Origin of the sequence: Bradyrhizobium sp. BRP22 (assembly GCF_020194175.1) — a bacterium.
In the GTDB taxonomy this organism is placed as follows: Bacteria; Pseudomonadota; Alphaproteobacteria; order Rhizobiales; family Xanthobacteraceae; genus Bradyrhizobium.
In genome coordinates this window covers 23,364-41,401 of the sequence record NZ_JADYVX010000043.1, presented here as the reverse complement: position 1 = coordinate 41,401, position 18,038 = coordinate 23,364, and the positions used below count along the sequence as shown (strand labels likewise).

The following is an 18,038-nucleotide window of genomic DNA, read 5'->3' as shown; positions in this document are numbered from 1 at the left end:
AGTGATCGCCGGTCGGCCACTGGCCGACTTGCGGCCGCGTCGTGACCCGCTATACTTTGCAATGCAAAGTTCGGACAACCGATGCGCGATCTCGACAAGGCCCTGGCCGATATTCTCGCCATCCGCAGCCAGATTGCGGCCGGCACGGCGTTCCGCGGTTACGGTCCGGCGACCGTGGCCGCCACTGGCGGCGTCGCGCTGCTGACCGCGATCCTGCAGTTCCTCTGGCTCGACAATCCGACCGCGAACCCGCTGACCTTCTTTGGTGGCTGGACCGTCGCCGCACTGCTTTCCGCCGCCCTGATCTGGACCGAGATGCGGGCGCGCTCGCGCCGGCATCATTCCGGGCTGGCCGACGCCATGATCCAGCAGGCGGTCGAGCAGTTCCTGCCCGTGAGCGTCGCCGGCGTATTGCTCGCGATCCTGTTGTGGAAGTTCGCGCCCGAAACGCTGTGGATGCTGCCTGGCCTGTGGCAGGTGCTGGTGAGCCTCGGCGTGTTCGCCTCCGTCCGCTTGCTGCCGCGCAGCATCGCCTTTGCCGGCGCCTGGTATTTCCTTTCGGGTTTTGCGGTGCTGGTGCTCGCGAGCCAGAGCCACGCATTGTCGCCATGGACCATGGGCCTGCCCTTCGTCGTTGGCCAGGTGTTGATGGCTGCCCTGTTGTATTTAGCATCCGGAGAAAACGATGCCGAAGACTGACGTCAACAACGCGCCGTTCTCCTATGACGGCCTCGACCGTGTGATCCACGAGAAGGCGCGGCTCGGGCTGATGACCTCGCTGATGGCGCATCCGAAGGGGCTGGCATTCGCCGATCTCAAGCAGCTTTGCGGACTGACCGACGGCAATCTCAGCCGTCATCTGCAGGTGCTGCAGGAAGCCGGGCTGGTCGAAGTCACCAAGGGCTATGAGGGCAACCGTCCGCACACCACCTGCCGCCTCACCAAGGCGGGCCGCCGCCGCTTCCTCGATTATCTGGCCGTGCTGGAACGGCTGGTGCGCGACGCCGCCAAAGCCGCGGGCAAGGAGGGCGCCGCGCCTTCCCGGCTCGGCATCCTGCCGGCATGATCACGTCCCCTTTTTTGATCGGAGACTTTGTAATGCAAAGTGATCTCGCCTCGAAGCTGCACGTCGGCATCATCATGGACGGCAATGGAAGATGGGCGACGCGGAGGGGGCTGTCGCGGCTGCGCGGCCATGAGGCCGGCGTCGAAGCGATCCGCCGCATCGTCGAGGCGGCGCCCTCGCAGAGGATTGGTACGCTGACGCTCTATGCTTTCTCCAGCGACAATTGGCGCAGGCCGAAGGCCGAAGTCGCCGCATTGATGGGCCTGTTGCGCTTCTATCTCGCCAATGAGATCCAGGCGCTGGTGCGCAACGGCGTCCGCCTCACCGTGATCGGCCGGCGCGACCGCCTGCCCAACGGCATTGCGGCTGCGATCGCCCGCGCGGAAGCAGCGACGGCTGATGGCGACGCTCTCCATCTGCGTATCGCGATCGATTATTCCGCGCGCGACGCCATCCTCAACGCCGCGACGCGGGTCGCCGGTTTTGGCAAGCTCACGCGCGAGGCCTTCTCCGAGCTCGTCACCGGCGAGCAGAATCTGCGCGACGTCGATCTCATCATCCGTACCAGCGGCGAGAAGCGGCTGTCCGATTTCCTGTTGTGGGAGGGCGCCTATGCCGAGCTGCACTTCACCGACCGGATGTGGCCGGAATTCGAGGTGGACGATCTCGCCGAGGCGCTTGCCTCGTTCCACCGCCGCGAACGCCGCTTCGGCGGCCTGCAGCCGGTCGCGCTGGAGGAGGTGCCGAGCCTCTGAGCTCGGCTGAACGCCGCCCGTGCCCAGATCGCTTCGAATGGCGCGAACGGCGTTGCGGGAAGACGGCTGGATTTGCATCTTCATCGTCACACTAGGTTAACCCTTGGCGGCTAGCTAGGCGAACCGACTTCCCGCGAATCAAATACAACCGGGATCATCCCATGGACAAGCAGATGCGCTGCCAATGCGGGCGGCAACGGACCGTCGCGCTGGACAAGCATTTCCGAACCGTCCTGCTTTGCGAGAGCTGCGACGCGGTCGAGCGGGCCGAGCCCGTCAAGCCGCATGAGGATGCAAAGGCCGCGCTGCAGGACGCCTGAGCCGGACCAGATGCTTATTTTGACGCGTTTTCTTCACGCGAACCGGTCGCCACTTCGCTCGAAAACGCTCTAGCTGTCTGACGCGAGCTCCACGAGCTTGGCGATCGTGTTGATGTTCCGCGCGGTGCCGTTTGCCGCCGCCGGTATCTTCAGCTTCGAGCGGCCCATGCCTGAGCCATAGGCAACGTAGATCTCACGCCTGCCGAGGCGCACCTCTTCGTCCTGCCGTCCCTTGATCGCCGCAAGCGCATCGGCAGGCGGCGCTTCGTCGAGGAAGACCGCAACCGTCCAGTTCGGCGGGGCCTTGGGGAATGGATTGGCCTTCAGCACTGCGGCCATCTCCTCCGCAGTCCTGATCACGACGCCGACCGGCTTGCCCGCATAGGCCTGCAGCCGCTTCTCCAGCGCCGCCTTGACCTTCGCGGCGGACAATTTGCTGTCAAACACCACATTGCCGCTGGCGATATAGGTTTGTACGCTCGCAAAACCTTCGGCGACGCACATGGCCTTCAGTTCGGTCATTGGCAGCTTGCCGGTGCCGCCTACATTCACGGCACGCAGCAGGGCGATATAGGTTGGCATTCCAGACCGTATCCACGAGTGAAACCAGGCTGTGAGCATGCCACAGGCGTTACAAGACGGGCTACCGGCGAAACCGAGGTCACCTTGACAAAACTTCCGATCACCCTGGCCGATATCAGGGCGGCCGCCGCTACCATCCGCGACGCGGTCAGCATCACCCCCTGCAACCAGAGCCGGACGCTGAGCGAGATCTGCGGCTGCGACATCTGGCTCAAATTCGAGAACCTGCAGTTCACGTCCTCCTTCAAGGAACGCGGGGCGTTGAACCGGCTGCAGGCGTTGTCGCCCGAGGAGCGGCAACGCGGCGTGATCGCGATGTCGGCCGGCAATCATGCGCAGGGCGTCGCCTACCATGCCACGCGGCTCGGGGTTCCCACCACGATCGTGATGCCGATCGGCACGCCGATGGTGAAGATCGAGAACACGCGGCGTCACGGCGCCGAAGTCATCATTTCCGGGACGACATTGGAGGACGCCGCGCAATTTGCTCGCAAACATTGCGAGGCCAGCGGCATGACGTTTGTCCATCCCTATGACGATCCGCTGATCATGGCAGGCCAGGGCACGATTGCGTTGGAGATGCTCGCCTCCGTACCGGATCTTGACGTGCTCGTCGTGCCGATCGGCGGCGGTGGGCTGATCTCGGGCATCGCGATAGCGGCCAAATCGCTTAAACCCGGTCTGAAGATCATCGGGGTGCAGGCGCAGCTCTACCCGTCGATGTACAATGCCGTCAGGAACGAACATTTGCCGATGCGCGGCGACACGCTTGCCGAGGGCATTGCGGTCAAGGCGCCGGGCCAGATCACGACCAGGATCGTGCGCGAACTGGTTGATGATATCCTGCTGGTCACGGAAGATCAGATCGAGCGTGCGGTGGCGATGCTGATCGGAATCGAAAAGACGGTCGTCGAGGGAGCCGGTGCAGTGGGGCTTGCGGCGGTGTTGGCTGCGCCGCAGCACTTCGCGGGGCAGAAGGTCGGCCTGGTCCTGACCGGCGGCAACATCGACACGCGCCTGATCGCCTCGGTGCTGACGCGCGAGCTCGCGCGCGAAGGACGGCTGACGCAGCTCACGCTCGATATCGTCGATCGGCCCGGGCAGCTCGCCGCCGTTTCGGCGCTCCTTGCCGAGGCCGGAGCGAACATCATCGAAGTCTCGCACCAGCGAACGTTCTCGGCGCTGCCGGCCAAGGCAACGCTGCTCGAGCTCGTGATCGAAACCCGCGACCGCGCACATCTGGACGATGTGCTGGCTAAGCTCGCCGCATCGGGATTCTCCGCGCGCTGCACGTAGGCGCGTTGACTTCACCTCTCCCGCTTGCGGGAGAGGTCGGCGCGAAAGCGCCGGGTAAGGGCTCCCTCCACTCGGGAGAGTCCCCAATGACACCCTCACCCCAGCCCTCTCTCGCAAGCGGGAGAGGGAGTCGCACCGTGCGTCGTGGTTGCAGTTCGACCTGAACTCGTCAGCGCAATAGATTGGTCCGCGCCAGCGTGACGATCTCGTCGCCGCGGCCGTTCAGCACCGCCTGCACCATGTAGAGCGTGAAGCCCTTGGCCATTTCGGTGGTCACCTTGGGCGGCATCGCGAGTTCCATGCGATTGACGACGGCGTCGATCACGACGGGGCCGGGATGCGCCAAGGCCTCAGCAAGCTTGCTCTCGACGTCGGCCGGATCCTCGATGCGGATGCCCTTGATGCCGATGGCTTCCGCCATCGCGGCAAAGTTCGGGTTCTTCAGCTCGGTACCGGTATCGAGGAAGCCGGAGGATTTCTGTTCGAGCTCAATGAAGCCGAGCGCGCCATTGTTGAATACGATCACCTTCACCGGCAGCTTGAGCTGCGAAAGGCTCAACAGATCGCCCATCAGCATCGTGAAACCGCCGTCGCCCGAGAGCGAGATGACCTGGCGTCCCGGCGCGGCCGCCTGGGCGCCGATCGCCTGCGCCATCGCGTTGGCCATCGAGCCGTGCCAGAACGAGCCGATCAGGCGCCGCTTTCCGTTCATGGCGAGATAGCGCGCCGCCCACACCGTCGGCAGGCCGACGTCGCAGGTGAAGATCGCGTCCTCGCTGGCGAGCTGGCTCGCGACATGCGCGATCTGCTGCGGATGCAGCGGGCCGCCCTTGCGGCCGGAGGCGAGCTCGTCGAGACCGCGGCGCGCTTCGGCATAATGTTTGCGGGCACCGTCGAGGAAACGACGATCGTCCTTGGCGGTCAATCGCGGCAACAGCGCGCGCAAGGTCGGGCCGACCTGTCCGAGGACGCCGAGCTCGACGGGCACGCGCCTGCCGATCGCCTCGGGCCTGACATCGACCTGCGCGATCCGTGCGCCCTTCGGATAGAATTGCCGATAGGGAAAGTCGGTGCCGAGCATCAGCAGCGTGTCGCAGTTTTCCATGGCGTGATAGCCGGAGGAAAAGCCGATCAGGCCGGTCATGCCGACGTCATAGGGATTGTTCCACTCGACATGCTCCTTGCCGCGCATGGCGTGGACAACAGGTGATTTCAGCGCTTCCGCAAGCTGCATCAATTCGTCATGCGCGCCGGCGCAGCCGCTGCCGCAGAGCAGCGTGACGCGCTCCGACTGATTGAGGAGATCGGCGAGTTGCTTGAGCGCGGCATCTGACGGCGCCACTGCCGGCTGCGACAGCACCAGCCCCGTCGATGTCGAGGCGGCAGTGCCGGTGGCGGGCTTGAGCGCGATGTCGCCGGGAATCACGATGACGCTGACGCACCTTTCGGCGATCGCGCGCCGCACCGCGATCTCGAGCGCACGCGGCATCTGCTCGGCCCCCGACACCAGTTCGCAGTAGCTCGAACATTCGCGGAACAGATGCTCCGGATGCGTTTCCTGGAAAAAGCCGGAGCCGATCTCGGGCGAAGGGATATGCGCCGCGATGGCCACCACCGGCACGCGCGACCGATGGCAGTCGAACAGGCCATTGATCAGATGCAGATTGCCGGGGCCGCAGCTTCCGGCGCAGACCGCGAGTTCACCCGTGATGTGCGCTTCGGCGCCGGCGGCGAAAGCCGCAACTTCCTCGTGGCGCACATGCAGCCACGCGATGCCGCCATGGCGGCGCAGCGCGTCGGTGAAACCGTTCAAGCTATCGCCGACAATGCCGTAGATGCGCTTCACGCCGGCTGCGGCAAAGGTCTCGACCATCTGGTCGGCAACGGTGCGGGCCATGAGGTTCTCCCTGGGGATGGGGTTTTCGATCGGAGCATGCGGACGGTAGCGCGGTGAGCATAGGCCATCTGGCACGCGCGAGGCGAGGACCACTCACGGCCTGGTGACCTCAATATTTCCGGTTCGCACGGTCCCGCATTGCGGCCGCAGGGACTCGGTTCTAGCGGCCGGCCCAGTGCACGAAGCGGCGTTCGATCAGCAGGAACAGGAGGTTGAGCGCATAGCCGAGGGCGCCGGCGGCAAAGATCGCGGCATACATGCCGGGCATGTCGAACAGTTGCTGCGCCTCGAACACGCGCTGGCCAAGCCCGTCGGTCGAGCCGATGAACATCTCGGCGACCACGATGATGACGAGCGCGAGCGATACGCCGTTGCGCAAGCCGACAAAGGTCTGCGGCAGCGATTCCAGCAGCATCACGTCGAACAGCACGCGCGTCCGCGAGGCGCCCATCACCTTCGCGGCAAGCAGGCGCGTCTTGCGCGCGTTCATGACGCCATAGGCGACGTTGAACAGGATCACAAGGCCGGCGCCGAACGCCGCCACCGAAATCTTGGTGCGGTCGCCGACGCCGAACAGCACCAGGAACAGCGGAAACATCGCGGAGGCCGGCGTCGAACGGAAGAAGTCGATCAGGAACTCCACCGAGCGATAGAGCTTTTCCGAGGAGCCGAGCAGGATGCCGAGCGGAATGGCGATGACGGCGGCAATCGCGGTAGACGAAATCGTCCGCACCACCGTCCTGACGAAATCGACGCCGAGCTTGCCGCCGACCATGCCTTCCCACAGGGTCCTGAACGTCGCGGCCGGCGAGGGCAGGAGCACGGGATCGACCAGCCTCAGGCCGTTCACCAGCGCCCAGACGGCGAGCAGGATCACGACGCCGACCAGCGGCAGCAACGCTCTCGCGATTTCCTTCCGTCCCGTCATCCGCGGCGCACCTCCTGCTGAAACAGTTTCAGGCAATGCGCCTTGGTGGCGACGAACGAGGATTCGGTGAGGGTCTTGTCCGTGCGCGGCCGCGGCGCGTCATAGGGCACGAACTCGACCACCCGTGCCGGATGGCGCGACAACAGCAAGACATAGTCGGAGAGATACACGGCCTCTTCGAGATCGTGCGATACCAGCACCGTCGTCGTCCTGGTCTCCATGAACACGCGCTGCAACTGCTCCCGCATGAACAGCGTCATCTCGTAGTCGAGCGCGGAGAAGGGTTCGTCGAGGAACAGGATCTCCGGCTCGACGATCAGCGCGCGCATGATCGAGACCAGCTGCTGCTGTCCGCCGGAGAGATAATAGGGATAAAGCGCAAGATCGATCTTGACGCCGAGATGCGCCACCAGCCGCTCGACGCGCCGCTTCCGCTCCGCCTTCGGCACGCCCATCAGCTTCAAGGGATAGGCGATGTTGTCGAACGCCGGCAGCCAGGGGAACAGCGCTTCGCGGTAGTTCTGGAACACGTAGCCGAACTTGACTCGGCTCAGCGGCCTGCCGTCGAACAGCACCTCGCCGGCATCAGCGGGCACGAGGCCCGCGATCATGTTGATCAGCGTGCTCTTGCCGCAGCCATTCGGTCCGAACACGGAAATCAGCTTGCCGCGCGGGATATCGAAATCGAAATTATCATAGATGACTGCATCGGGATAACGTTTGGAAAGCCCGCGGATGGTGACATGCGGCGCCGTCCGCCGCGACTCGTCGAAGCCGCTAACCAGCCCGCTCGCCATGCTTGCGGCCGCACTTGTCATGCGTCCTCTCAGAACTTGTACAGGAATTTGGTGACGTCGATCTTTTCGGGGACGACACCGATCGAGGCGCCGAAATCCGCGAAGGCCTGCAGGTCGGCAAGCTGGTCCCTGGTCATGTCGCCGGCCATCACGTAGCCGAGCATCGGCACCATGTCGACGACGTTGTCCGGCGTGTAGGTGTTCTTGGCGAGGTGCTTGCGCGCTTCATCCGGATTGGCGTTGATGAAGGCGATCGCCTTCGCCCAGGCAGCAGCAAAGCGCTTGGCAACGTCAGGACGTTTCTGGATGAAGTCGGCGGTCATCGCGCAGCCGGCGGCATAGGCATTGGCGTTCTCGTTGCCCAGGATGTATTTCGAGATCACCCCGGCCTCGATCGAGCGCGCGACGCCGGCCTTGATCATCATCGATGCGTTCGGTTCGAGCGTGTAGCCGCCATCGAAGGTGCCGGCCGTCATCGCGTTGACATGCTGGCCCATGTCGAGCTGATCGATGGTGTAGTCGCCCTCCTTCAGGCCGTTCTTGGCAAGGATGGCTTTCGCGGTGTTGATGTTGGCGGGGCCCGGCGCCGACATCAATTTGGCGCCCTTGAGCTCGGCGATCGAATTCGCCGGAAAGCCGTTGCGGACGACGAACTGTTCCATCCGTCCGACCTTGGTCTGGCTGTTGAGGCTGATATAGGTGGCAACCCCCGGCTTCTTGACATTGGCATTGAGGCCTTCGAGCGTCACCAGCACCGCCGAGACCTCGATCTGGTTGGTCATCAACGCGGCGACATTGGCGGGTCCGCCGAGCAGCTTCGTCATCTCGGGCTCGATGTTCTGTTCCCTGAAGAACCCGCGCTCCAGCGCGACGAAATAAGGCAACGACGAGGAGAGCGGGAACACGCCGACCGCGACCTTGTCCTGCGCCTGCGAGGGAGCGGGCAGTGCCGCCGAGGCTGCAAGCAGGGCGAGGATCGCGGTCACTCTGGTCATCAATTTCATGGAAATTTCCCCTGGGAAAGTCCGATCGGGAGTAGCAAGAAATGTGCCGCGATAGACTATGATCGCGACCTCCGAGTAAGCTCGCCGTCGTTCCGATCACTCATCAGGTAAGGCTGACCGTTATGACCGCCCGCTTCAGCCACGTGATGCACCGAAACCTGCGCGAGACGCCACCGAAAGCCGTCGGTGGCGAGGGTGTCTGGCTGATTGCCGAAGATGGCCGGAAAGTTCTCGATGCTTCGGGCGGGGCCGCAGTCTCCTGTCTTGGTCATCAGCATCCGCGCGTGTTGGAAGCGATGGTGCGGCAAGCGTCAAAATTGGCTTATGCCCATACCGGGTTCTTCTCGTCCGAGCCGGCCGAGGCGCTGGCCGAAAAGCTTGTCGGTCACGAGCCCGGCGGTCTTGCCTACGTCTATTTCGTCAGCGGCGGATCGGAGGCGATTGAAGCCAGCATCAAGCTGGCGCGGCAATATTTCGTCGAGATCGGGCAGAAGCAGCGCCGGCATTTCATCGCGCGGCGGCAGAGCTATCATGGCAACACGCTGGGCGCGCTCGCGGCCGGCGGCAATGCGTGGCGTCGCGAGCCCTATGCGCCGTTGCTGTCGGAAGCATTCAGCCACGTGACGCCGGCCTTTGCCTATCATGAGCAGCGGGAGGACGAACAGGAAGCCGATTTCGTCGCGCGGCTCGCAACCGAACTTGAAGCCGAATTCCAGCGTCTCGGGCCTGATACCGTGGCCGCCTTTGTTGTGGAGCCAGTGGTCGGCGCCACCGCCGGCTGCGTGCCGGCGCCTGAGGGATATTTCAAGGCCGTCCGTGAAATCTGCGATCGCCATGGTGCGCTGTTGATCCTCGACGAAGTGATGTGCGGCATGGGCCGCACCGGCACGCTGCATGCCTGGGAGCAGGAGGGCGTTGCGCCGGACATTCAGGCCGTCGCCAAAGGCCTTGGCGGCGGCTACCAGCCGATCGGTGCAATGCTCGCGAGCGCGCGCATCAATGACACGATCCGCGACGGTTCGGGCGCATTCCAGCACGGCCATACCTATCTCGCGCATCCGCTGGCCTGCGCGGCTGCGCTGGAAGTGCAGCAGATCATCGACGACGAGAAACTGCTCGATCGCGTGCGGGAATTGGGCCGGCAGCTTGAGCGCCGCTTGATCGAGCGCTTCGGCAATCATCGCCATGTCGGCGATATCAGGGGCCGCGGCCTGTTCCAAGCGATCGAACTGGTCGCCGATCGCGGCACCCGCGAGCCGTTCGATCCCGCGCTGAAGCTGCACCACAAGATAAAGACCGCGGCGTTCGAGGATGGACTTGCCTGCTATCCCTCCGGCGGTACCGTGGACGGCCGCCGCGGCGATCATGTATTGCTGGCGCCGCCCTATATCGCAACGCCTGACGATATCGACATGATCGTCGACCGGCTCGGCCGCGCCGTCGACAGGGCGCTGACGAGCATCGGCCATTAGCAGATAACGAAGATGCGTATCGCCCTTATTCACGCCCTGAAGCATTCGATCCAGCCGATCGAAGCGTCGTTCGCAAGGCTGTGGCCAGAGCCGCGGCTGATGAACCTGCTCGACGACAGTTTGTCGGCCGATCTCGCGCGCGACGGCCGGCTCACCGACGCCATGACCGAGCGTTTCCTCGCGCTCGGCCGTTATGTGGTGAGCACCGGCGCCGATGCGATCCTGTTCACCTGCTCTGCCTTCGGACCCTGCATCGAGACGGTCGCGCAGGCGCACGCGCCGATGCCTGTCTTGAAGCCCAATGAAGCGATGATCGAGCAGGCTGCGCGAACCGGCCGCAAGGTCGGCCTGCTCTCGACCTTTCCGCCGACCCTGGTTTCCATGCCTCGCGAGTTTCCTGCCTCCGTCGAGCTCGTACCGAGGCTGGCGGAAGGCGCGCTCGCAGCGCTCGACCGCGGCGATCGCGCCGAGCATGATCGCCTTGTGGTCGAAGCATCGAAAGACCTGCGCGACTGCGACGTCATCGCTCTCGCGCAGTACAGCATGGCGCCGGCGGCATCAGCGGTCGAGCAGGCATCGGAGCGACCGGTGCTGACGACGCCGGATAGCGCCGTGTCGAAGTTGAGGGAGATGCTCCGCTGACGGTATCCCGTGCGGACCAACGCGCAGGCGAATCATTCTGCTCGAGCGTCGTCTGCACGACGAACTACATCAGAGAGTTGTGCGAGCTGAGCGTTCGCGCATCCGCATATGCAGTATGTTTGCGACAGGCGAACATTCATTCGCTCATCGGTTGTTTCAACGCTTTCGCTGCCGCAGTTTAACGTTACTTAAACAGCCCCAGCAATAAGTTCGCCCCGGCTGAGAAAGTTGGGCCAAAGGCCAGACTGCAACGGGGTGGGCATGATCAAAGGTATTCAGAATTTGCGGATCGGAGCCAAGCTCGGCATCGCATCCGCGCTCGGCGTGATCTTCGTCGCGCTGATGATCATCAATCAACTGACGGCGAATGCCACGGTCAGCCGGACCAATGAAAGCGCGCTCCTGCAGTCCAACATCGCGCGCGCGGCGATCGACGCCAAGGCGGCGGCGCGCGGCCTGCAGATCGGCGCGGCCAATATCCGCGTTGCCACCACCGACGAAGAACTGCAGAAGGCTCAGGAATTTCTAGCGGCACGCTTCAAGGGATTCCTTGGGTTCACTGACGAGATCGCCCGTCTCTCGACCGACGAGACGCGCTTGCAGCTGGAGAAATTGAAGAGCTCGGCGACAGCCTATGAGGCTGCCGCCGAGAGGCTTGCGAAGATGAAGACCGAGCTTCTGGAAATCGCGTCCGTCGAGGCCTCCGGACTCTCGATCTCGAACGAGGCCCAGGCGCGCGCGGCCCAGTTGACGACGGATTCACGGCTGATCGCCAATGATGTGATGCTGGCGCTTTCGGCGGAGCTCGAGTCGAATGCCAATTCGATCGTGGATCATGCCAAGCGGGTCATGAGCGGGGAGATCGAAAAGGCGGCACAGCAGGCGGCTTGGGCGGACAGGATGTCGCTTGCCATCGGCGGCGTTGCGGCCTTGCTTCTGATCGTGACGTCAGTGCTGTCGGCGCTTTCGATCGCGGGACCGATGCGCAGCCTGAGCCGGGCCATGCAGGAGCTAGCGAATGGCAATTTTGGCGTCCAGTTGCCCGGCATCGGGCGCAAGGACGAAATCGGCGCGGTCGCGCGCGCCGTCGAGACGTTCAAGGTCAAGGCGGAAGAGAAGGCGGTGGTCGAGGCCGAATCCAAGCGCCAGCATGATGACATCCTCGCCGGGCAGCGGCGGGCCGAGATGATCAAGCTTGCGGACGCGTTCGAGGGAGCGGTGGGCGAGATCGTCAGCACTGTCTCGACGGCGTCGACGGAACTGGAGCAATCGGCAAAGGCACTCACGTCGACGGCCGAACGCACCCAGGAGATAACGGTTGCGGTCGCTTCGGCTTCCGAGGAAGCGTCGGCCAACGTGCAATCGGTGGCGACCGCGACTGAAGAGTTGTCGTCTTCGGTGAACGAGATCAGCCGCCAGGTGCAGGATTCGGCGCGAATCGCGGCCGATGCAGTCAGCCAGGCGCGCGCCACCACCGAGCGCGTGAGCGAATTGTCCAAAGCCGCAAGCCGCATCGGCGATGTCGTCGAGCTCATCAACACCATCGCAGGCCAGACCAATCTCCTGGCGCTCAATGCGACCATCGAGGCGGCGCGCGCCGGCGATGCAGGCCGCGGCTTTGCGGTCGTCGCGTCCGAGGTGAAGGCGCTGGCTGAGCAGACGGCGAAGGCGACCGGCGAAATCGGTCAGCAGATCGCGGCGATCCAGACCGCGACCAGTCAGTCGGTCGGTGCCATCGGGCAGATCAGCAACACGATCGAATCCCTGGCGGAGATTGCCTCGACGGTTGCAGCCGCGGTCGAGGAGCAGGGCGCAGCGACGCAGGAGATCGCGCGCAATGTGCAACAGGCCGCGCAGGGCACCGAACAGGTTTCATCCGGGATCACCGACGTGCAGCGCGGCGCCACCGCGACAGGAACGGCGTCCACGCAGGTGCTGTCGTCCGCGCAATTACTGTCCCGCGACAGCAGCCGGCTGCAGATGGAAGTCGGCCGGTTCCTGCAGACCGTGCGAGCGGCCTGAACGCAGCCGGTGGCGGCGCCGCAACGATTGTAGATGCCCACTCGGCCGCGCGAAGCAAAACCGGCCGAGTGTCAATCGATTGCAATATTCCCGAACCTCTGCGTCCGCGCATCGTTAGCCCTGCGTCTCACAAACGAAGGGTGATCCCATGAGTGCGACAGGTCTCGAGGTATTCGACAGAACAATCCATCTCACCAATTCATGGCTGGATGAGATCATGGAAACCTTGCCGCGTGACCGGCAGCTCGCGTGGCATGCGCTGGGCGCGGTATTGCGGGCCATTCGCGATCGGGTTCCAATCGAACTCGCGGCACATCTCGGTGCGCAACTTCCGCTGATGGTGCGCGGCACGTATTATGACCGCTTCCGACCAAGCGACGCGCCGCAAAACTGGCGGTCGGCGGAACAGTTCCTGGCGATCATCGCCGCCGAGTTGAGTTCGACGCGACCGGTGAGTGTGACCGATGCGGCACATGCGGTGTTCCAGGTGCTGAACCATTACGTCGATCCTGGTCAGGTCGAGAAGGTCCGCCACGCTTTGCCGGAGGAAGTCCGCGCGATGTGGCCGGAATCCAAGAGGACACCGCGACGCGCCGAGTCAGTTTCCTGATCGGTCCACGTCCTCGGGGTTTCGATGACAGCGAAATGAACCCATGCGTTACGCGTGCGTTATCCTATGTCACCATCGATGGAACAGGAGTCCATCATGACCAAGCCACCACCGGTGCCGCCGGAGAACCAGAGCCGCAAGGGTACGGGTGATCCGAAATCCGGCAATGCCCATCAGGCGCGCACGTCGCGCGGGCATGTGGAAAATCCCGATGAGCAGGGACAGTCGGCGAACACCAAGCAGAACACCACCCATCAGGGCTATCAGCAGGATCGCTGAAGGAGCGCGCCATGTCCACTTCCACCAAGACGCCGGCGAGCATTCGCCAGGGCGGCCCCGGCGCTGCGCACGAAAACGCCCAGGCGCCGCTCGAGGTCAAGAAGCCCACCGCCGATGATCCCAAGCGACGTCACAGCCGGGTCTCCGGCGGCGGTGGCGAGCGCGACAGCCATCACACGCACGAACCCGAGAAGAAAGGCGGGGGCACGCATCCGGCATCCAAGAGGTGATGATGACGAAGCATGCCAAGACGAAACGACCGAGCGATGTCGACCTTCACCGCAATCCGCTGATCGGCGGATCGAGGGGCGTCACGATGGCGCAGGCGACTCCTGACGATCTCGAGGACGCCGAAGGTGAGAACACGTTTGAAGGCGACGTCTGGAACGACACTAACCCGCAAGGCGGCATCGAGGCGCTAAATCGCCGGCAAGGCCGCCCCACGCGCGATCAGACGCCAAAATCGCGCAAGACGGTGTTGCAGGGCAAGAAAACACATGAGCAGCAGCTTCGGATGTTGGAGCGAAAGCCCGATGTCCCCGACGCGCGTGCCGTCGAGCAAGGCGGCGCGCGCATTGTGGAGGATGCCGGCGTAAGACGTCCGAAGCATAATGCCCGCCAATCGGAATTTCCGGTAAGTCGCGGCGGGTTGAACCAGGAAAGCCACCACAACAAGCACAACGATCCTGGTCAGAGCGGCCATAAGCCGCAGAAGCACGGCGGATGAAGCGAAATCGTGATCCGATCGAACGGAATCGGATCACGATTTTCCGGGCCATGCTCTAGGGTTTGGCGGCCACGTCCGTGCGCAGCCATTTTCGTGGCGGCGGCTGGTAGGTCGCAAAGCGGCGCAGCATCGCCTCCAGTTTTGTTTCGATGATGAGCATCTCGGCGTAGGCTGTGACCATGAAGCCTTCGGCGACCATCCTGTCCACCATCGCGATCAGCGGCGCGAAGTAATCCTTCACGTTCAGCAGGCCACACGGCTTTTCGTGGATCCCGAGCTGGGCCCAGGTCCATTCCTCGAACAGCTCTTCGAGCGTTCCGGCGCCGCCCGGCAGCGCGATGAAGCCATCGGACAGCTGCGCCATCATCGTCTTGCGTTCGTGCATGGTCTCGACGATGTGAAGCTGGCTCAAGCCCGTGTGCCCGATCTCGCGCTCGACCAGCGCGCGCGGAATGACGCCGACCACACGCCCGCCCGCCGCGAGCGCCGCGTCCGCCACAGCTCCCATCAGCCCGACCTTCCCGCCACCATAGACGACGGTGATGCCGGCCTTCGCCAGCGCCTGCCCGGTGGCGACCGCGGCCTCCAGGTAGATTGGATCACGGCCCGGGCTGGAGCCGCAGAAGATACAGACGGATTTCAGCGCTTTGGCGTTCTGGTTATGCATTGGATTGGTGCGGACCTTTCGTGCCGCGAACGATTCGTCGGCAGGCCGACGTTAGCATGAGGGGTGGGGGATTGCGGCGTCGCGCTACGGATTGATGCATCGGCGGATCGGTGTCTGAATAGACAGCTAATATGTCTTTGAAATAAAGCGCGAATTTGTCCTTGTGCCAAGTCGTGCCGATCGAACTCTGCTGCCTGGTCGCGTGCCGTCGAGCGCCAGGCGGACGATCTCATCGATGCGCTGATGAGCGAAAGCCTGCTCGAGATGGCCTGGGAGGATCACGCCGCAGCCCGCTCGGCACCATCGGCAAGGCGCGCAATGCACTGCTGCAGTCGCGCCTGATCGAACGTATCGACGCGGTGCTGCCGATGCCGGATGCCCCGGTCATGCTGGCGCTGCTCGACCGCCTGGCGGCGTAACGCACGCGCGGTGCACTGCGCCGTCTCGCCGGTCTGCGATCTCAATAGTCGATCTTCGGCCCGCCGCGATACCGGCGCACGTTGGGCGTGGTTGCGGGCGAAGATACCCAATCAAAGGAATAAGAGTAGTACGCGGCCCGTGCGATGGTTGCCGTTGACCACTGCGTGCGCTTTTTCGGGCTGTCGGCAACCGCCGCGCCTGATGTTGCGATGAGCATGATGACCGATGCGGTCAGTGCGAGTCTGTTTGTCAAGAATCCCTCCTGGTGCCACAAGCTAACAAATGCATTTCGCGGCAATCGCGAGCGACGCCGCGTGCCGGAGTGTGGAAAGTCGGGATTACCTGGGGATTTCAGGTGTCGGAAATTCGGTTACATCTGCCACATGCCGCGTTGCGCCCTCGGCAATCGATGGGCATCACAGCTGTGGACCGGACAGTCTCATCTCTCGCTCCGCCCTGAAGACGTTGCCGTAGAGGTTTGCGATCCATTGGCGGCCGCTTGATGTGACGTTCAGGTATCGAATCGCGGTCGATATCTGCGGCGCGACGGTATTCCAGTAGAATTGTGGATATCTGTAGACGACATCGGCGGGATTCTCGTAGTCGAGCTGCTTGTTCATGCCGGTCTCTTCGAACTCGTAGAAGAGAGCGTTGGCCTTCCTCAGATAGTTGGGGTCGCCGAGCTGCCCGATCAGATCAGCGGCGCGCAGCAGCAAACCCTCTTCATTGTTCAGATCGTCGTCTGCCGATGACGGCGCGTAGGGAAATCGCGTGTATTCGATCGCGCGCGCGATCCGGTTGGCATCGACGTGTTCGACGCCATCGAAATGCTGCAGCGCGAACAGCTTGGATCGGTCCACATGATAGGGGCCGAGCGCTGCATCGGATGCGCCGCGCGGAAGCTGGATGGTCGTGCCGCTGACGTCGGCGACGTAGACGTCGTCCCCGTCTCCCTGAACGACGCCCCGGACATAGCCGATGTCGTGGATCAGGCAGGCCAGGATGAAGTTTGCATAGTCCTCTGCCGTCGTCGGCCGCGACAGGGCGCGCCCGATCAGGATGTCATTGCCGGCCAGGGTGACCAGCATCGAGTGTTCGACGTTGTGATAGAGCGCATCGCTGTTGCCGATGCATTCAAGCGCCAGTCGCGCCGCATAGGGCAGGAGCTCGTTGAGGTAGCCGTAGGACGAGCCGAACCGTCCGTTTGTCTCGGAGGCCAGAAAGGCGCCGAGCGCCTGCGCGGTGAGATGTGGAATGGTGAGCATGTTGCTGCTCGCTCAAGCGCGACCGGCTGAAAGTTAGCACAGTCTGTTCGAGCCGTCTTCAGGCGGCATGTCGAAAATGGTAGGTTGGTCAGCCATGCTTCGTCCTGGGAGGAGAAGGTTTGCATAGGTTTTCAGTCCTCTGGCTGGCCGCCTCGCTTTTCGTGTGCGCCGCACATGACGCGAAGGCCGTGCCGCTCACGCCGTTCCGTTATCAAGCCCAGGCCCAGCGGCATTGTCCTGATGATTCCGTGGTTTGGCTCGACTTCAGGCGCGCCCGCTATTACCTGAAAGGCCAGAAGCGCTACGGGCTGGGTTACACCGGCAGCTTTGTGTGCCGGAACGAAGCCCGCGCGAGCGGCTACCGGCGTTCGCTCCTCGGCATGAGGTGACGCCGATCGCGTCCAAACTCTTGCGACTGGCAACTCTACGGCGATCATCTGACGTTCAGGAATTGACCGGTATCGTGAAAACGTTGAGTGCGGTCACAGGGCTCGACGACTGTCTGTCCGACGAGTGCGCCGGTGATCTCGCGACGCGGAGGAAATGCCGATGAGAATGGCTTTGAGCATCACCCTGCTGGTCTTGATGACCTCGGGCGCTACCGCGCAATATCTCGGCAACTATTCCGCCAACCCATATGCCCCTGACTCGACGGCAAACGCATATGGCGCCGGCAGTCCCCATCATCCAAACAGCATCAGTAATCCGCATGGGCGATATGGCAGCGTTCACAGCAACAATTCCGCCAATAATCCCTATGCGACGGATGCACCCAAGCTGTATGACAGCGAGGGAAACTATCGTGGGCGCTTGAGCAGCAATCCGTATGATCCGGATTCGATTTCAAACCCATACGGCCGCTATGGAAGTCGTTTCTCTCCGGATAGCGTCAACAATCCCTACGGTGCGGGAAATCCGTATGCGCCGGATAGCGCCACGAACCTGTATGGCCAAGGTCTCTCCATTCAAGGAGTTGAGGACGATTGAATGCTCGTTTCGCATACCGGTGTGGGCCGCGGGCGAGGATTCGTGCGCGCTTAGTCCGCCGGTGCTGTCCGTCGCCGCGCGCGACGTTGGCGCGGCTGGAGCCGGCATCTCCGTCTGTAAGGCTATGTTGATTCTGCGCAGTTTCTGGCGATCTACGCAACTTGCCAAGTCTACTGGCGCACCCGACACGATTCGAACGTGTGACCTTTGCCTTCGGAGGGCAACGCTCTATCCAGCTGAGCTACGGGTGCCTAGCCGTTCATTTAGCCGATTGATCCCCTATCGGCAACGGCCTTGAGGGC

23 protein-coding genes and 1 tRNA gene are annotated in these 18,038 nt (G+C 63.2%); 14 read left to right on the top strand and 10 right to left on the bottom strand.

Translation table 11 applies throughout. The features are described 5' to 3' along the window. Nucleotides 1-81: 81 nt before the first annotated feature. The 4 genes from I6F35_RS34340 to I6F35_RS34325 all read left to right on the top strand — a co-directional run bounded on the left by I6F35_RS34340 (nucleotide 82) and on the right by I6F35_RS34325 (nucleotide 2,141). Complete coding sequence (locus I6F35_RS34340) at nucleotides 82-699, top strand: hypothetical protein (RefSeq protein ID WP_225122074.1); 618 nt, start codon at nucleotides 82-84, stop codon at nucleotides 697-699. Continuing rightward, nucleotides 686-1,066, top strand: coding sequence for a transcriptional regulator (locus I6F35_RS34335; RefSeq protein WP_225122073.1), 381 nt, complete (start codon nucleotides 686-688; stop codon nucleotides 1,064-1,066). The genes I6F35_RS34340 and I6F35_RS34335 overlap by 14 nt, the downstream gene beginning before the upstream one ends. A 32-nt stretch (nucleotides 1,067-1,098) precedes the next feature. Further along, complete coding sequence (locus I6F35_RS34330; protein ID WP_225122072.1) at nucleotides 1,099-1,821, top strand: di-trans,poly-cis-decaprenylcistransferase; 723 nt, start codon at nucleotides 1,099-1,101, stop codon at nucleotides 1,819-1,821. 161 nt (nucleotides 1,822-1,982) lie between these two features. Then, complete coding sequence (locus I6F35_RS34325; protein ID WP_225122071.1) at nucleotides 1,983-2,141, top strand: hypothetical protein; 159 nt, start codon at nucleotides 1,983-1,985, stop codon at nucleotides 2,139-2,141. Between the two features lie 69 nt (nucleotides 2,142-2,210). Here the strand turns inward: I6F35_RS34325 and I6F35_RS34320 are convergent, their stop codons facing one another. Further along, the gene (locus tag I6F35_RS34320) at nucleotides 2,211-2,723 is read right to left on the bottom strand and encodes a DUF1697 domain-containing protein (protein ID WP_225122070.1); all 513 of its coding nucleotides are present in this window, start codon (nucleotides 2,721-2,723) and stop codon (nucleotides 2,211-2,213) included. A gap of 84 nt (nucleotides 2,724-2,807) precedes the next feature. On the opposite strand from I6F35_RS34320, the gene I6F35_RS34315 reads away from it, so the two are divergent. Beyond that, the gene (locus I6F35_RS34315; protein ID WP_225122069.1) at nucleotides 2,808-4,019 is read left to right on the top strand and encodes a threonine ammonia-lyase; all 1,212 of its coding nucleotides are present in this window, start codon (nucleotides 2,808-2,810) and stop codon (nucleotides 4,017-4,019) included. 169 nt (nucleotides 4,020-4,188) lie between these two features. Here I6F35_RS34315 and poxB read toward each other — a convergent pair whose 3' ends face one another. From poxB to I6F35_RS34295, 4 genes are all read right to left on the bottom strand, one after another. Beyond that, a complete protein-coding gene (gene poxB / locus I6F35_RS34310) occupies nucleotides 4,189-5,916 on the bottom strand; it encodes a ubiquinone-dependent pyruvate dehydrogenase (protein WP_225122068.1) in 1,728 nt (575 codons plus the stop codon). 160 nt (nucleotides 5,917-6,076) lie between these two features. After that, complete coding sequence (locus I6F35_RS34305; RefSeq protein WP_225122067.1) at nucleotides 6,077-6,844, bottom strand: ABC transporter permease; 768 nt, start codon at nucleotides 6,842-6,844, stop codon at nucleotides 6,077-6,079. Next, nucleotides 6,841-7,662: an ATP-binding cassette domain-containing protein gene (locus I6F35_RS34300; protein WP_225122066.1), complete on the bottom strand. Its 822-nt coding sequence runs from the start codon at nucleotides 7,660-7,662 to the stop codon at nucleotides 6,841-6,843. The genes I6F35_RS34305 and I6F35_RS34300 overlap by 4 nt, the downstream gene beginning before the upstream one ends. 8 nt (nucleotides 7,663-7,670) lie before the next feature. Then, nucleotides 7,671-8,645, bottom strand: coding sequence for an ABC transporter substrate-binding protein (locus I6F35_RS34295; protein ID WP_225122065.1), 975 nt, complete (start codon nucleotides 8,643-8,645; stop codon nucleotides 7,671-7,673). Between the two features lie 122 nt (nucleotides 8,646-8,767). On the opposite strand from I6F35_RS34295, the gene I6F35_RS34290 reads away from it, so the two are divergent. The 7 genes from I6F35_RS34290 (at nucleotide 8,768) to I6F35_RS34260 (ending at nucleotide 14,397) form a co-directional block, all read left to right on the top strand. After that, nucleotides 8,768-10,117: an aspartate aminotransferase family protein gene (locus tag I6F35_RS34290; protein WP_225122064.1), complete on the top strand. Its 1,350-nt coding sequence runs from the start codon at nucleotides 8,768-8,770 to the stop codon at nucleotides 10,115-10,117. A gap of 12 nt (nucleotides 10,118-10,129) precedes the next feature. Next, on the top strand, nucleotides 10,130-10,759 hold the full coding sequence (locus I6F35_RS34285) for an aspartate/glutamate racemase family protein (RefSeq protein WP_225122063.1): 630 nt from the start codon (nucleotides 10,130-10,132) through the stop codon (nucleotides 10,757-10,759). Nucleotides 10,760-11,020: 261 nt separating this feature from the next. Next, on the top strand, nucleotides 11,021-12,781 hold the full coding sequence (locus tag I6F35_RS34280; protein ID WP_225122062.1) for a HAMP domain-containing methyl-accepting chemotaxis protein: 1,761 nt from the start codon (nucleotides 11,021-11,023) through the stop codon (nucleotides 12,779-12,781). A gap of 148 nt (nucleotides 12,782-12,929) precedes the next feature. Beyond that, entirely contained in the window at nucleotides 12,930-13,391 is a 462-nt protein-coding gene (locus tag I6F35_RS34275) for a DUF2267 domain-containing protein (RefSeq protein WP_225122061.1), read from the top strand. A gap of 93 nt (nucleotides 13,392-13,484) precedes the next feature. After that, a complete protein-coding gene (locus I6F35_RS34270) occupies nucleotides 13,485-13,670 on the top strand; it encodes a hypothetical protein (RefSeq protein WP_225122096.1) in 186 nt (61 codons plus the stop codon). A gap of 11 nt (nucleotides 13,671-13,681) precedes the next feature. Next, the gene (locus I6F35_RS34265) at nucleotides 13,682-13,900 is read left to right on the top strand and encodes a hypothetical protein (protein WP_225122060.1); all 219 of its coding nucleotides are present in this window, start codon (nucleotides 13,682-13,684) and stop codon (nucleotides 13,898-13,900) included. A gap of 2 nt (nucleotides 13,901-13,902) precedes the next feature. Further along, a complete protein-coding gene (locus tag I6F35_RS34260; protein ID WP_225122059.1) occupies nucleotides 13,903-14,397 on the top strand; it encodes a hypothetical protein in 495 nt (164 codons plus the stop codon). A gap of 55 nt (nucleotides 14,398-14,452) precedes the next feature. Here the strand turns inward: I6F35_RS34260 and I6F35_RS34255 are convergent, their stop codons facing one another. The 4 genes from I6F35_RS34255 to I6F35_RS34240 all read right to left on the bottom strand — a co-directional run bounded on the left by I6F35_RS34255 (nucleotide 14,453) and on the right by I6F35_RS34240 (nucleotide 16,749). Then, a complete protein-coding gene (locus I6F35_RS34255) occupies nucleotides 14,453-15,064 on the bottom strand; it encodes a TIGR00730 family Rossman fold protein (RefSeq protein ID WP_225122058.1) in 612 nt (203 codons plus the stop codon). Nucleotides 15,065-15,342: 278 nt separating this feature from the next. Continuing rightward, nucleotides 15,343-15,528 carry a hypothetical protein gene (locus I6F35_RS34250; RefSeq protein ID WP_225122057.1) on the bottom strand — a complete coding sequence of 62 codons (186 nt, stop codon included), beginning with the start codon at nucleotides 15,526-15,528 and terminating at the stop codon, nucleotides 15,343-15,345. After that, nucleotides 15,525-15,737, bottom strand: coding sequence for a hypothetical protein (locus tag I6F35_RS34245; RefSeq protein ID WP_225122056.1), 213 nt, complete (start codon nucleotides 15,735-15,737; stop codon nucleotides 15,525-15,527). Before I6F35_RS34245 ends, I6F35_RS34250 begins: the two co-directional genes overlap by 4 nt. 163 nt (nucleotides 15,738-15,900) lie before the next feature. Then, a complete protein-coding gene (locus I6F35_RS34240; RefSeq protein ID WP_225122055.1) occupies nucleotides 15,901-16,749 on the bottom strand; it encodes a metal-dependent phosphohydrolase in 849 nt (282 codons plus the stop codon). A 143-nt stretch (nucleotides 16,750-16,892) separates the two neighbouring features. Here I6F35_RS34240 and I6F35_RS34235 point away from each other — a divergent pair, with 143 nt between their 5' ends. Together I6F35_RS34235 and I6F35_RS34230 are read left to right on the top strand one after the other, a co-directional pair. Further along, nucleotides 16,893-17,138 carry a hypothetical protein gene (locus tag I6F35_RS34235; RefSeq protein ID WP_225122095.1) on the top strand — a complete coding sequence of 82 codons (246 nt, stop codon included), beginning with the start codon at nucleotides 16,893-16,895 and terminating at the stop codon, nucleotides 17,136-17,138. Between the two features lie 166 nt (nucleotides 17,139-17,304). Then, complete coding sequence (locus tag I6F35_RS34230) at nucleotides 17,305-17,736, top strand: hypothetical protein (protein WP_225122054.1); 432 nt, start codon at nucleotides 17,305-17,307, stop codon at nucleotides 17,734-17,736. A gap of 174 nt (nucleotides 17,737-17,910) precedes the next feature. Here the strand turns inward: I6F35_RS34230 and I6F35_RS34225 are convergent. After that, nucleotides 17,911-17,987: transfer RNA gene (locus tag I6F35_RS34225), tRNA-Arg, on the bottom strand. Nucleotides 17,988-18,038: the final 51 nt, after the last annotated feature.